Genomic DNA, 14,125 nt, shown 5'->3' with positions numbered 1-14,125 from the left:
CGAAACAACACGGATGGAGACAGTCTTGGCGGAGGTCGCAAGGGGTTTGAGGTTGGAGGTGGAGGCAGACGCGGCGGCCATCGCCGCCCGCGCGGAGGCCACGGAGCCGCCCGCCCGGACGACGCTGACCCCCTTCCACGAGCGCCTGCTGGCGGAAGAGCTGCTGGCGCGCAGTGGTGATACGCAACAACGGTTGGCGGGAGCCCTGTCCGAGGCGAAGGTCGACCTCAACCCGCATCAGGTCGAAGGCGCCATGTTCGCGCTCGACTCGCTTTCGCGGGGCGGCTGCATGCTGGGCGACGAGGTGGGCCTGGGGAAGACCATTGAAGCGGGGCTCGTCATCGCCCAGCTCATGGCCGAGGGGAAGACGCGCATCCTCATCCTCGCGCCGGCCACGCTGCGCGCGCAGTGGAACAGCGAGCTGCGAGAGAAGTTCGACCTGGACAGCGTGCTCGTGGACGGCCGCACCGTGCGCGCCACCGGCAACTGCTTCGACCAGCCCTTCCCCGTCATCTGCTCGCACCCGTTCGCGGCCAACAAGGCGCACCTGACGTCGGAAATCGCGTGGGACCTCGTCGTCATCGACGAAGCCCACCGCCTGCGCAACGCGCACCGCGCCAACAACAAGATGGGCCAGGCGCTCAAGGCGTCCCTGGGTGGCAAGCCCAAGCTGCTGCTCACCGCCACCCCGCTCCAGAATGACCTGATGGAGCTGTTCGGCCTGATGTCGCTGCTGGACGAGCAGATTCTGGGCCCCGAGCACGCCTTCCGCAGCCGCTACCGCGTGGACGAGGGCGGCGGCATGTCCGAGGCCGCCGCGGGCGAGCTGAAGGAGCGGCTGGCCCCCGTGGTGCAACGCACGCTGCGCCGGCAGGTGCGCGAGTACGTGCGCTATACCAACCGCCGCTCCATCGTGGAGGACTTCACGCCCTCGCCCGAGGAGCATGACCTCTACGAGAAGGTCAGCGAGTACCTCCAGCGCTCGGAGGCCGCGGCGATTGAACCCGGCAAGAAGACGCTGCTGACGCTGTGCTACCGCAAGCTCCTGGCGTCCTCCACGTACGCCATCGCCCCGACGCTGCGGCGGCTTTCGGACAACCTGGAGAAGCGACTCGCGGCGGCGAAGCTGGGCCAGCAGGCGCTCGCGATGTTCGAGCCCGAGGAGGCCAAGCAGTTCGTCGAGGAGGGCGAGGAGTGGTCCGACGACCCGGCCAAGGCGCCCAACGTGCGCGCGCTGGAGCAGGAGGTCTGGGAGCTTCGGCAGTACGCGGACCTGGCGGACTCCATCAAGGTCAACGCCAAGGGCGAGGCCCTCAAGCGGGGCCTGGACCGGACCTTCACGGTGATGCGCGCGCACGGCTGGCCGGAGAAGGCGCTCATCTTCACCGAGTCCAAGCGCACGCAGCAGTACCTCTTCAACCTCCTGTCGGAGCACGGGTACCGGGGGAAGATTTCGCTGCTGTCCGGTGACGCGGGGACGCCGGAAGACCGGCGCGCGCTGGTGGACGACTTCCGCAACAAGACGCAGATCCTCATCTGCACCGAGGCCGGCGCCGAGGGCCTCAACCTCCAGTTCTGCAACCTGGTGGTGAACTACGATTTGCCCTGGAACCCGCAGCGCGTGGAGCAGCGCATTGGCCGCTGCCACCGGTATGGCCAGCAGCGCGACGTGCTGGTCATCAACTTCCTCAACCGGATGAACGCGGCGGACGCTCGACTGTTCGAGCTGCTGGAGAAGAAACTCAACCTCTTCGACGGCGTCTTCGGCGCGTCGGACGAAATCCTGGGCGCGCTGGAGAGCGGCGTGGACTTCGAGCGCCGCGTGCTCGACATCTACCAGGGCTGCCGCAAGGTGGAGGACATCAACGCGGCCTTCGACAAACTGCGCTCGGAGATGGAAGGGCGCATCAGCCAGCGCATGACGGAGATGCGCTCGGTGGTGCTGGAGCGCTTCGACGGCGATGTCCGCCGCCGCCTGCGCGGCCAGGGTGAGCAGACGAAGGAGGCCCTCGCGAAGCGGCAGCAGGAGGCGCGCGCCCTCACCAGCTCGGTGCTCGGCAGCCGCACCTCGGGACGGCTGGAGATCGCCAAGGCTGCCTACGCCGTCAAGGAGCGCAAGCAGGACGCCGTCAGCTACCTCCAGCTCGACGCCGCGGGCCTGCCCTCACGCCTGGCGCGACTGGCTGGCAGCGAGGGCTGGTGGTTCGCGTACAAGTTCGAGACGACGGGACTGAAGCCCGAGGAGAAGCTCGTCCATCTGGTGCTGGTGAAGGACCGCGAGGGCAACTTCCGCGCCCTGCCCCTCCAGGACGGCGCGCACTTCGTGAAGCTGGCGGCGAAGGAAGAAAAGCGCCGGCAGCCCGCGCCCGTGTCCGTGCAACTCATGCAGGAGCAGTCGCTGGTGACGGCGAAGGACGAAATCGTCCGCGCCGCCGAGCGCCGCAATGCCTTGGAGCTGGACAAGGCCAAGGAGCGCGCGGACCGCTACGTCGAGGACTGCCTGATGGAGTCCCGTGAGGGCGTCGAGGCGGCCCGGCAGCAGTGGATCGACGCACGCAAGCAGGTGGCGTCCGTGGAAGACATCGCGGAGCGCGCGAAGGCGCGGGCGAACTCGGACCGGATGGAGCGCGAGTACCGCCGCAAGCTGTCCTCGCTGCGCAACGAGGAGGAGAAGCGCTACGCCGCCAAGGATCGGCAGCTCGCGGAGCTCGCCAACAAGGCCAAGGTGAACGAGAAGCGCTCGCTCATCGCCTCCGCCTACTTCTGGCTGTCCTGAGGCGGGAGCGGCTTGAGCCGCACCCACGTCGCACCCCAGCCTCCGTCGAACTCGGAGGCGGGGCGGAAGGACTCCACCTCCTCCAGCTTGGGCAGCAGCGCGTGCACCGTGCGCCGCAGCGCGCCCGTGCCCTTGCCGTGGATGACGCGCACATCGAGCAACCCCTTCTGGCGACACGCCCAGAGGTACTCGATGACGAGGGGCTTCACTTCACGAGGCTGGAAGAAGTGCAGGTCGAGGTTGCCGTCGATGGGCAACTCGAAGACTTCATCGTCAGCGGGCGGGGGTTCCGGCCCCTCCGGCGGGAGCGATGGCTCGCCTGCTGGGAGAGGGAGGAGACGTCGCGGGCTCATTCGTCCATTCCCCCGACTCGCGCTTCTTGCGCTCTGACTCCTGACGCCGCCGCTCTCGGGCCTGCCGGTACTGCTCCGACACCGAGTCCAGCTCCTGCTTCAGCGCGGAGAGGTGCTTGCCCACATCGTCCGCCGCCGCCGTGTCGCGCGCGTTCGCACGCTCCTCGCGCGCACCCGCGCCTCCGGCTGTCGTCATTTGAACCACCAGTGCGGCGACCAGGACGGACTTCATGCCCCCTCAAGTAAGCAAGTGTTGTGCACGGTGGCAAGTCTCGTTCATGACGCGACGCTCCGCTGGCTCCCCTCCGTCGTCCTGCTCGTGACGATACGTTCCGCCAGTTTGATGGCGGACAGAGGCGCGCTTCCCTCGGCTTTGTTGTTGATGGTGACGAAGACGGGGCGCTCGCGGCGCTGGGCGGCCAGGCACGCTCGCGCCAGCAAATCCCGGGTGGGCACGTCCTCGTCCACCAGCCGGTTGAACGGCGCATAGCGAGCACGTGCCTCCTCGTAGCCGAGGTTCGGCGGCAGCATCCACCGCACCACGAGGGCTCGCGCCTCCAGCGCCCGGGTGCGCCTGGCCTGGATGCCCATGGAGGGCATGTGGGCCCACACCGCGAGGACGGGACAGGCGCCCACGTCCGCCAGCGCCTGCGCGAAGCCCTCCGTCAGCAGCTCCTCGTTGCGCACCTCCACCGCGTACAGCGGGCCCTTGGGGAGCGCGGAGAGGAACGCGTGCAGTCGCTCCACGAAGCGCGCGGGGCCGCCCAGCACCTGTGGGTCCTGCGGAGGGAACTGGAAGACGAGCGGGCCGCCCTTGTCGCCCAGGCCCTCCACGAAGGGCCGCACCACGGCCTCCTCCGCGTAGGCGGCGTGAAGGAAGCGCTCGTTGAGCTGGCCTCGATGCGCGCCGTAGCGCTCGTGCATGGGAAAGCGCGCCAGCGTGCAGACCTCGTGTGCCTTCACCAAGAAGCGGAAGTCCGCGGGCACCTGCTCCGCGTACTCGGCGAAGGCCTCGGCGTTGATGGGGCCGTAGAACGTCCGGTCGATGCCCACGGTGCGCAGCACGGGGTGGCGCGAGTACGCGGACAGTCCCTCGCGCGCGAGCTGCGACGCGGCGGCCTCGTGGTCATAGACGAGGCCGGACCAACCGGGGAACGTCCACGACGAGGTGCCCAGGTAGATGCCCGTGGGCAGCTCGCGACCGAGGGACGCGAGGGACTCCTCCACGGGCGCGGGAGCTACCGGCTGGGTCCTGCTCCGGCTCCGGGTGGGCGCCTCCACGGGCGCGCCCGTGAAGAGGTCGAGCTGGGAGGGTCCACGCTGCTGGGCCATCGGGCATCTCCTGCGTCCTGCGGACACCGAAGCACGGTGCCGCGCGTCCGGCAGGGATAACGCCGGGCGCCACATGATTCAGGAGGTTGCCTCAGAACCCGGGGCCTACCCAAGAGGGATGTCCGAACTACAGGCAGCCAAGCTCCATGCCCCGGAGCACCGCTCGAGTCCTGTCCCGGACACCGAGCTTCGACAGGATGCTGGAGGTCTGGTTCTTCACCGTGCCCTCCGCCGTCCCGAGCGCCTGGGCAATCTCCCGGTTGCTCAGTCCCCGGGCGATGAGCCGCAGTACCTCGACTTCCCGCCGCGTGAGCCCCTCGGGAAGCTCCGCGTGCGCGAAGTCTCGGGACAGCTCCAGGAGCCCCCGGGCAACGCGCTCGGCGACACCGGGGGGCAGCAGCGTCTCGCCCGCGTGGACGCGACGGATGGCGTCGGCCAGTTCCTCCAGCGACACGTCCTTGAGGAGGAAGCCCTGCACGCCCGCGCGCAACGCTTCGACGATGGCGGCGTCCTCGTCGAAGGTGGTGAGCAGCACCACGCGCCGATGCACGGGCCCCCGCCGCAGCTCCCGCAGCGCTTCCAAGCCCGTCATGCGAGGCATGCGCACGTCCATGAGGACGACGTCGGGATTCAGCTCCGCCACCTTGCGCAGCGCCTCCTCGCCATCCACCGCCTCGCCCACGACGCGCAGGTCGGGCGTGAGGTCCAGCAAGCCGCGAAGCCCCTGTCGCACCAGCGCATGGTCATCCACCAGGACGAGTCGAATCACGCGTCGGCCCTCCTCTCGGCCGGAAGCCACGCATCCAACTCCCAGCCCTTCCCTTCTTCCGCGCGCCAGTCCACGCGGCCTCCCAGGCGGGTGAAGCGCTCTCTCATGCCGGTGAGGCCCGCGCCAGGCATCGGCGACCGCGCGCCCCGGCCGTCGTCTCGGGTCATGACCCGCACGCCGCCTTCCTCGGTCGGGACGATGCGAATCCAGAGCTGCGTCGCGTGGGCGTGGCGCAGCGTGTTCGTGAGGACCTCCTGGACGCAGCGGATGAGCGAGTGCGTCGCTTCGGCCGAATCGAGGGCCAGCGTCTCGGGGACCTCGAGGTGGACCGCGAGCCCGGGCATGTCGTGCGCGAGCTGACGCAGCGTCGCAAGCAACGGCGCGGGGGTGTCACGCAACGCCGACACCGTCTCGCGAACCTCGGACAGCAGCATGCGGGCGGCCTCGCGTGCGCGACGCAGGTGCTCGGCGGAGGGCGTGTCCTTCGCGGTGTGCGCGGCGGCTTCCAGGTTGAGGGACAGGGCGGTGAGGTGATGGCCCAGGGAGTCGTGCAGCTCCCGGGCGATGCGCAGCCGCTCCCCTTCCCGCTCGCTGGCGGCGAGCAGCACCTGGGTGGACTGGAGCTCCGCGTGGAGGCGGGCCAGCTCGCCTCGCGCTTCGGCCTCGCGAACCATGACGACGGCCGAACCCAACGTGAAGCCCTGGAAGCCGATGAAGATGAGCGCCTGGAGCAGCGCGCGCGACAGCGGGTAGATGGAGACGAAGACGAGCAGCAGGGCCACCGACTGCGCGAGGACCCAGAGCATCGCGCGCCGCTGGGGCAGCAGCTCGGGCGCCTGGGCCGCGACGATGGCGAGCAGCGCACCGTCCACACCCGTGCGACTGGTGGCCACGATGACGAGCGCGCTGACGGCCTGCACTCCCATCAGCGGAATCCCGCGCCGGTCCTCGACCTCGGCCCGTGCATTCCACCAATAGGCCAGGCCGAACGCGAGAAAGGCCACCAACCACGCCAGCTCGCGCGGAGTGGAGAGCAGCGAGGGCTCGCGCAGCACGTCCTCCGCATGGGGAGAGCCGACAACAGCCCACGTGAGCAACCCCGCCACGCGCAGCAGTCTTCGGATCGATGCGGGCTTTCGTGCGGCGTGCTTCAAGGCCATGGGCGCGGAGCATAGGACCCGCCTCGGCGGCGGGACATATGCCGGAAGTCATGGTGCCCCCGTGTGACTTCCAGCCGATGTGGGCCCTGGAGCGCTTGCGTACCTTGGCCTCCGTCTCGCAACACGTCGGAGTCCTGCATGTCTTTCTATTATCTCGCTCGCGCGATTCACATCATGGCGGGTGTCGTCGGCTTCACCTCGCTGTGGCTGCCCCTGGTGGCGCGCAAGGGAGGCTCACTCCACCGGCGCGTGGGCTGGGTCTACGTGGTCGCGATGGGCGTCGTGGCCATCACCGGGTTGATCATCTCCAGTTGGAGATTCCTGCAGGGGCCGGAGCATCAGGCCCATGCGTTGTTCTTCATGTTCCTGAGCGTGATGAGCGGAAGCTCCGCATCCATGGGCGTGCGTGTGCTGCGCACGAAGTCTCGCACGACGGCGCATCGTCACCCCTTCGACCTGGGCCTCTCCGCGCTGACGCTGGGCCTGGGCCTGTTCACCGGAGCGTGGGGCCTCGTGAATGACGTACCGCTCCTGTGGGGCTTCGCGCCCGTGGGAATCCTCCAGGGCGCGGCATCGCTGCGGTACTGGCTCCGCCCGCCCCAGGAGCGGATGCACTGGTGGTTCCAGCACATGGGGGCCATGGTGGGCTCGGGCATCGCCACGCTGACGGCCGTGCTGGTCGTCAATGCGAGGCACCTGGGCATCGAGGGCATGCAGCTCGCGGTGTTCCTCGGCCCCACGCTGGTGGGCGTTCCGGGACTCAAGCTGTGGGAGCGCTATTACCAGGGGAAGTTCGCGGCCAAGGCCAGGAGCCCGCGTCCCGAACGCGCCCCGGCGCCGGCCGCTGGAGCGCACTCGAGCGTGGCTTCCTGACCGTGGCCGCTGAGGCCGCTCGTTCGAGACTTGTGCCGCGACACCAGGGAGGCCGCCTCGGCCACCAGGACCGAGGCGAGCCCCAGGGGCGACTACTGTCCCGCGGTGACGGTGACGCCCGTGCCCACGTTCCGCGCCGTGGTGACGCCCGTCACCAGGTTCCCCGTGGACGTGACGGTCAGCGCGGTGCCCCCGCCCTTCTCGTAGTTCAGTCCGGTGCTGCGCGTGCTGCCGATGCCCCGGATGGCGTTGCCCGTCACGGAGACGAAGCCCGTGCCGTAGTTGACCTGGCTGATGGACAGGTAGTGGTAGCGCGAGGCGGTGTTGGGCTCGCCGCCGAAGTTGAAGATCTTGTTGTCGGAGATGACCGACGCCGCGTCACCCTGCACGGTGGCGCCGATGCCCGCCCAGGTGCCAGCGGTGGTGCCCTCCCCGAAGCCTTCAATGTAGTTGTCGGAGATGGTGGTGCCGAACAGCCGCTGCGCGACGATGGCCGTCTGGCCCACGCCGTAGAGGTGGTTGCCGCGCACCTTCCAGCCCGCGGAGTTCTCCAGGCGGATGGCGCTAACACCCGAGTCGGCGATCCAGTTGTCGATGAGGTCCCAGTCCGTCACGGAGTTGCCCGAGTCCTGGACGTGAACGCCGTGGACACCCGAGTCGCTGATGAAGTTGTGGACGATGCGCCCGTTCACCTGCGTGTTGACGATGGGCGTCCCCGCGCTGTTGGTGTTCGTGAGGCGGATGCCCGAGCCGCGCATGTTGTTGATGCGAGTGTTCTCCACGGTGGAGTTCCACGACATCAGCACGATGCCGTCCGTGGCACGGCCGGTGTTGTTGGTCGGGTTCCCCTCCAGCGTGAGGTTCTTCACGCTGACCGGGTCGCCCGTGAAGGTCGCCACATCCAGCCACGTGTCGCTGGCCAGCAGCGCCGCGAGGTTCGCGCCGTTCGCCTGACGGATGACGGTGCCCGAGGGCTCGCCGCCCCGATACGCGCGCTGGCCACGCAGACGCACCGTCGAGTTGATGAGGCAGGGCCCGGAGATGACCAACTCGTCCCCCACCGCGCTGGCGGCGACGGCGGCGTTCAGCGTCTCGTCATCGGTGACGGTGTTGTTGCAGGCGACAGGCACTTGCGCCGCGAGTGTGGGGAGTGGGAGGAGCAGGAGCGCCGCGAGCGAGGACAACAGCCGCGACGACAGGGAACCACGAGCCAGGGGTGTGGACAGGGTGGGTTTGTGCATGCTCGCCGGATAAACCCAGCCACGCGGCGGCGCACGCTCCAGTCGAGGAATGCGCGCGAGAATCGACACGCATCACCGTCGCGAGACACAGCGCCCGCACAAACTTCCACTTCACCGGCACGGTTTGGACGCGACTTTCACGGGCCTGAAAAGCAGCAGGACCGCTGGAGCCGCAGACCCGCTACACCTTGATGCGGATGGCGGCAGGCAGGAGCGTGAAGGTCGCGGGCAGTCGACCCGGCGTTTCTCCGTCGACGTCCAGGTAGACCTCCTGGCCATCCACGGACTCCGCGTGAACCGTCTGGCAGCGCAAGCGACGCGTACCTTTCCAGGTGACGTGCGAGCCGTTGTAGACACCCTTGGACTTGAGGAGGAAGTCGCTCAGGCCGTAACCGGACCAGATGGTGATGTCGAACAGCCCATCGTGCGTGACGGCCTCGGGGGCGACGAACATGCCACTGCCGAAGTAGCGGCCATTGGCCACCGCCACGGCGGTGACGTCGAGCGTCTCCGGGGGCCCACCATCAGTCGACAGCTGGACCTTGCGCTCGGTGTACTTCACGAGGCCCTTCAGCGTGCCCCAGACGAAGCTGAAGTTGCCGCCGAGCGCCTTGCTGCCACTGTTGACCTCACGAGCCACCACCGCGCTCACGCCGAGCGAGGCGATGTTGGCGAAGTAGCGCGTCGCGGGGTTGCCGTCGTTGTCGATGAAGTCGAGGCGGCCCACATCGAAGGGCTCGGTCGTGTCCGAGCGGAGCCGCTCCAGGGAGGACTCCAGGTCCAGCCCCCAGCCGAAGGTGCGGCGGAAGTCGCCACCGGTGCCTCGCGGGATGAGGCCGAGGGCGGCGTTGGGGTTGATGGCCTTGCCGTCGCGGAAGAAGCCGTTGGTGACTTCGTTCAGCGTGCCGTCGCCGCCGACCGCGACGATGCACTCGTAGCCCTGGTCAATCGCCTCGCGGGCGATGCGCGCGGCATCCATCCCGCCCTGGGTGAAACCGTGCCCGAACTCGCCAAGCACCTTTCCCACCTGCGCGGCAATCTCCACCCAGCGCTTCCCGGTCTGGCCATTGGCGCTGCGCGGATTGACCACGAGGAACGTCTTCATCGGCACCTACCCCTCCCTGTAACGCCCCTGTTTACGCGGTTGTGGCTCGGTACTCCACTCCGCGACGCACCTCCAGGGTCGTCCAGGTCTCCCGCCACCCCGCGCACCGCTGACGCACCGCACGGTGGGGCCCCGTTCCGGGTGGCGGGTCCATGGAAGGCGCCACCCGGGGACCGTAGGCCGGTCTACACGTGCAGCGTGCCGTCGAGGACCGTTACCGCCACTCCGCCGATGCGCGCCCGCTCGGGCTGCCCGGCGCGGCCGGTGACCTCCACCTCGATGCGCCCAGGCTTGCCAATGGCATCCCCCTGCTCGATGCGAGCGCGGACCGTGCCACCCTCCGCCGGCAGCGGCAGCACGCCGTGCATCGCCAGGTACATGCCGAGCGGCCCGGCCGCCGAGCCCGTCACGGGGTCTTCCGCCACGCCCATGCCGGGCACGAAGTATCGCGAGTGTGCCACGCTGCCCGCCTCCAGCGTCTCGCGCGTGAAGAAGTACACGCCGCTCACTCCATGGGGCCGCAGCAGCGCATCCAACGCACCCGAGCGAGGCGCCAGCTCCCACACGTCCTCTCTTCGTCGGAACGGCACCATCACCCGGTGCGCATTGCGCCGCACGGGCAACGAGCCATCCACCATGTCCACCGTCCCGCCCACGAGCGCGAGCACCTGCGCCAGCGGAACCGGCGCCTCCAGCCACGGATGCCGAGGGGTGACAATCCACGCCCGACTCCCTCGCGTGCCCATTGCCTCCAGTTCCACGTCGAGCACACCCGCCGCGCACTCCAACTTGAGCGCTCCCGAGCGAGGCACCAGCCCCCGCTCCGCCATCAGGTGGAACGACGCCACCGTGGCGTGGCCGCAGAAATCAATCTCAACCGTGGGAGTGAAGTAGCGCAGCCGCACGCCCTGCGCCGTGGGGCCGGAGATGACGAACGCCGTCTCCGATGCTCCCACCGCGGTCGCGATGCGCTGCATGGCCTCCACACTCAGTCCCGCGGCGTCCAGCACCACTCCCGCGCGATTGCCAGCCCCAGCGGTCTGCGTGAAGGCATCGACGATGGTCACCTGCATGGCGTGCGTCTCCCATCCACGGAACCGGGCCAGGGCCCGAACCGTCTTTCGAGTGTACCGATACAATCCAGCTCAAGAATCGACACAATCGATGCATTGCGCGGAGGCGCCCGTCAACTGTATGCATTGTCACCATGACAATCTGGACGCCCAACCTCCGGGGCCGAGAGGGGCCGCTGTATCGAATCCTCGCGGATGCGCTCGGAGCGGACATCGAGGAAGGGCGCCTCGCCGCCGGAATCCGCCTGCCCACGCACCGTGAGCTGGCGGAGAAGGTGGGTGTCACGGTGGGCACGGTGACGCGTGCCTACGCGGAGGCCGAGCGTCGGGGCCTCATCGGCGGCGAAGTCGGTCGAGGCACCTTCGTGCGCCACCGGGATGCCCCTCGACAGCTCCCGCCCCCCGCCCAGGACTCGGGCGACGACTCGCTCGTGGACCTGGGCCTCAACTGGCCAGCCCCCCCCCCCGGAGACCCGGCCGGCTCCGCGCTGAAGAAGTCGCTGGACGCCCTGCAACGCTCGCCTCGCCTCGCGGAGCTGCTCGACTACCAACCCCCCGCGGGAAACCCGGCGCACCGCGAGGCCGGCGCCGAGTGGATGTCCCGCTTCGGCCTGGAAGTCGAACCCTCGCGAGTCATGGTGTGCTCCGGCGGGCAGCACGCGATGGAAGTGGCCCTCAGCACCCTCACGCGCCCCGGTGACACGGTGCTCTGCGAGGCCCTCACCTACCCCGGCCTCAAGGTGCTCGCGAACCGGCTCCACCTGCGACTGCACGGCGTGGCCATGGATGAACACGGCCTGCTCCCCGACGCGCTGGAGACCGCGTGCCGCACCGGCGCGAAGGTCCTCTTCTGCCTGCCCAATCTCCAGAACCCCACCGGCTCCGTCATGCCCGAGGAGCGCCGTCGCCGCATCGCCACGGTGGCCCGACGACACGGTCTCACGGTGGTGGAAGACGACGCCTACGGCCTGCTGCTCGACAAGCGCCCCCCACCGCTCTGCACGCTCCTGCCGGAGTCCGGATGGTTCATCGCGGGCGTCTCCAAGCTGCTCGCCCCGGGGCTGCGCATCGGATACCTCGCGGCGCCAGCGGGACCGAGCACCGAGCGACTGGCGGAGGAAGCAGCCCTCGCCGCGCGGATGACCCCCGCGCTCACGGCCGACATCACCGCGCGCTGGGTGCGTGATGGCACCGCCGACGAGCTGGTGGTGCGCCGACGCCGAGAAGCACACGAGCGACTGGAGCTGGCGAAGGACGTGCTCGGGGACCTGATGCCACGTCCAGGCAAGGCCACCACGTACCACCTGTGGCTGAAGCTTCCCTCGACCTGGCGCGCGGAGGCGTTCACCTCCCAGGCCCGGCGGCGCGGCGTGCTCGTCATGCCCGCCGAGCTGTTCACCGTGGGCCCGGCCACCGCTCCAGCGGCGGTGCGCGTGTGCCTGGGAACCCCGCGCACCCGCGCCTCGCTGGAGAAGGGCCTGCATCGACTGCGAGAGACGCTGGAGGGGGGGCCGGAGCCCCTCGCCTCCATCGTCTGACTACTTCTGCGGAGGCGGCACCGGACGGACATGCAGCTCGCGCAGCTGCTTGTCGTCCACATCGCCGGGGGCGCCCGTCATCAGGTCCGTGCCCGTCTTCGTCTTGGGGAACGGAATCACGTCGCGCAGGGACTCGGCGCCCGTCAGCAGGAAGGCGAGCCGGTCCATGCCCAGGGCGATGCCACCGTGCGGAGGCGCGCCGAACTTGAGCGCGTCCAGCAGGAAGCCGAACTTCGTCTGCGCCTCCTCCTCGCCAATGCCCAGCGCCTTGAAGACCTCCGCCTGGACCTTCGGGTCATGCAGACGGATGGAGCCGCCACCAATCTCGAAGCCGTTGAGCACCACGTCGTAGCGGTGGCACTTCACCCGGCCCGGGTCGCTGAGCAGGAACGGCACGTCCTCGTCGTGCGGACGCGTGAAGGCGTGGTGCGCCGCCACCCAGGTGTTGGAGTCCTCGTCGTGCTCGAACAGCGGCGGGTTCACCACCCACAGGAACTTCCACTGGCCACCGCTGCCGTACTCAGGAATCAGCCCGAGCTTCTTGGCGACGTGCACGCGCAGGTTCGCCATCACCGTGTGGACCAGCGACTCCTTGCCGAACTGGAACAGGATGAGGTCGCCCGTCTTCGCGCCCACGGCCTGGTTGATGGCCGCGCGCAGCGCCGGGGTAATCGTCTTGGACAGCGGGGACTGCGTCCACTCGCCGCCCTCGGCCACCTTCGCGCGCGCCAGGCCCTTCGCACCGGCCTGCTTGGCGAACTCCTCCAGCTTGTCGCTCTCCGCGCGGCTCATCGCCTTCTCCGCGGGGACGACCATCGCCTTGACGATGCCCTTGTTCTGCACCGCCTCGAACATCATCGGCACGCCGCCCGCGTCACCGTGCTCGCGAATCAGGTCCGTGAGCACCGTGTGCTCCAACCCGAAGCGCAGGTCTGGCTTGTCGTTGCCGTACTTCGCCATGGACTCGTAGAAGTCCATCCGCGCGAAGGGCGTGGGCACGTCGATGCCGAGCACCTCGCCCCACAGCTTCTTGATGAGCCCCTCGATGATGGTGAAGATGTCGTCCTGGCTGACGAAGCTCATCTCCACGTCGATCTGCGTGAACTCAGGCTGCCGGTCCACGCGCAGGTCCTCGTCACGGAAGCACTTCACGATCTGGAAGTACCGGTCGAAGCCCGCGACCATGAAGAGCTGCTTGTAGAGCTGAGGGCTCTCCGCCAGCGCGTAGAACTTGCCCGCGTTCATGCGGCTGGGGACCAGGAAGTTGCGCGCGCCGCCGGGCGTGTACTTGCCCATGAACGGCGTCTCCAGATCCAGGAAGCCGTGGTCCACCATGTACGCGCGCGTCAGCGAGTGCATCTTCGAGCGCGTCATCAACGACTTCTGGAGCGGCGCCCGGCGCAGGTCCAGATAGCGATGCGCCAGCCGCTTCTCCTCCGAGGTGTCAATCGAGTCCTCGATGGGGAACGGGGTTGGCTCGGAGCGATTGAAGATGGTGAGATCCGTCGCCTTGATTTCGATCTCCCCGGTCTTCATCTTCGGGTTCACGTTCTTGCCACGCGACACGACCTTGCCGCGCACGCCGATGCAGAACTCCAACCGAAGGCTGCCCGCCAACCCATGCGCTTCGGCGTGGTCCGGCTCGAACACCACCTGCGTCAACCCGTCCCTGTCCCGCAAGTCGATGAAGACCGCGCCGCCGTGGTCTCGACGATTGTGCACCCAGCCGAAGAGGACGACCTCCTCGCCAACATTGGTCGCGGTGAGCTGACCGCACGTGTGGGTACGCTTGACCTCGGAGATGAACGGGACCGCCATGGAGACCGCCTGCGTGGTTCGTAGAAGGAAAAGGCGCGGCACCATAGGGACCGTGGAAACGGTGCGTCAAGGAGTCCGCGCCGTGCT

At 68.7% G+C, this 14,125-nt stretch carries 12 protein-coding genes; 3 read left to right on the top strand and 9 right to left on the bottom strand.

From position 1 onward, the window contains the following. The first annotated feature begins 13 nt into the window (after positions 1-13). A complete protein-coding gene (locus HUA76_RS36115) occupies positions 14-2,776 on the top strand; it encodes an SNF2-related protein (protein ID WP_141643251.1) in 2,763 nt (920 codons plus the stop codon). Here the strand turns inward: HUA76_RS36115 and HUA76_RS36110 are convergent. The 5 genes from HUA76_RS36110 to HUA76_RS36090 form a co-directional block, all read right to left on the bottom strand. Further along, the gene (locus HUA76_RS36110) at positions 2,758-3,129 is read right to left on the bottom strand and encodes a Smr/MutS family protein (RefSeq protein WP_174463433.1); all 372 of its coding nucleotides are present in this window, start codon (positions 3,127-3,129) and stop codon (positions 2,758-2,760) included. The two genes, HUA76_RS36115 and HUA76_RS36110, sit on opposite strands and share 19 nt — an antisense overlap. Then, a complete protein-coding gene (locus HUA76_RS36105) occupies positions 3,050-3,361 on the bottom strand; it encodes a hypothetical protein (RefSeq protein ID WP_141643249.1) in 312 nt (103 codons plus the stop codon). The genes HUA76_RS36110 and HUA76_RS36105 overlap by 80 nt, the downstream gene beginning before the upstream one ends. Before the next feature lie 44 nt (positions 3,362-3,405). After that, positions 3,406-4,461 carry a DUF72 domain-containing protein gene (locus HUA76_RS36100; RefSeq protein ID WP_141643248.1) on the bottom strand — a complete coding sequence of 352 codons (1,056 nt, stop codon included), beginning with the start codon at positions 4,459-4,461 and terminating at the stop codon, positions 3,406-3,408. 127 nt (positions 4,462-4,588) lie between these two features. After that, complete coding sequence (locus HUA76_RS36095; protein ID WP_174463432.1) at positions 4,589-5,230, bottom strand: response regulator transcription factor; 642 nt, start codon at positions 5,228-5,230, stop codon at positions 4,589-4,591. After that, positions 5,227-6,390 (bottom strand): sensor histidine kinase, encoded by a 1,164-nt coding sequence (locus HUA76_RS36090; RefSeq protein ID WP_174463431.1) that lies wholly within the window; start codon positions 6,388-6,390, stop codon positions 5,227-5,229. The genes HUA76_RS36095 and HUA76_RS36090 overlap by 4 nt, the downstream gene beginning before the upstream one ends. Positions 6,391-6,528: 138 nt before the next feature. On the opposite strand from HUA76_RS36090, the gene HUA76_RS36085 reads away from it, so the two are divergent. After that, complete coding sequence (locus HUA76_RS36085; RefSeq protein WP_174463430.1) at positions 6,529-7,263, top strand: DUF2306 domain-containing protein; 735 nt, start codon at positions 6,529-6,531, stop codon at positions 7,261-7,263. A gap of 92 nt (positions 7,264-7,355) precedes the next feature. On the opposite strand, the gene HUA76_RS36080 is transcribed toward HUA76_RS36085, so the two are convergent. The 3 genes from HUA76_RS36080 to HUA76_RS36070 form a co-directional block, all read right to left on the bottom strand. Beyond that, a complete protein-coding gene (locus HUA76_RS36080) occupies positions 7,356-8,504 on the bottom strand; it encodes a right-handed parallel beta-helix repeat-containing protein (protein ID WP_174463429.1) in 1,149 nt (382 codons plus the stop codon). A 181-nt stretch (positions 8,505-8,685) separates the two neighbouring features. Continuing rightward, a complete protein-coding gene (locus HUA76_RS36075) occupies positions 8,686-9,609 on the bottom strand; it encodes a diacylglycerol kinase family protein (RefSeq protein WP_141643244.1) in 924 nt (307 codons plus the stop codon). A gap of 185 nt (positions 9,610-9,794) precedes the next feature. Beyond that, entirely contained in the window at positions 9,795-10,682 is an 888-nt protein-coding gene (locus HUA76_RS36070) for a PhzF family phenazine biosynthesis protein (RefSeq protein ID WP_174463428.1), read from the bottom strand. A 134-nt stretch (positions 10,683-10,816) separates the two neighbouring features. Between HUA76_RS36070 and HUA76_RS36065 the strand changes: the two genes are divergently transcribed. Then, positions 10,817-12,220 (top strand): PLP-dependent aminotransferase family protein, encoded by a 1,404-nt coding sequence (locus HUA76_RS36065; RefSeq protein WP_174463427.1) that lies wholly within the window; start codon positions 10,817-10,819, stop codon positions 12,218-12,220. On the opposite strand, the gene aspS is transcribed toward HUA76_RS36065, so the two are convergent. After that, positions 12,221-14,038, bottom strand: a complete 1,818-nt coding sequence (gene aspS, locus HUA76_RS36060; protein ID WP_141643241.1) for an aspartate--tRNA ligase — start codon at positions 14,036-14,038, stop codon at positions 12,221-12,223. Positions 14,039-14,125 lie beyond the last annotated feature (87 nt).

The organism is Myxococcus sp. CA056, from assembly GCF_013336715.1.
GTDB lineage: Bacteria > Myxococcota > Myxococcia > Myxococcales > Myxococcaceae > Myxococcus > Myxococcus llanfairpwllgwyngyllgogerychwyrndrobwllllantysiliogogogochensis.
This window is presented reverse-complemented; position numbering and strand designations above follow the sequence as displayed.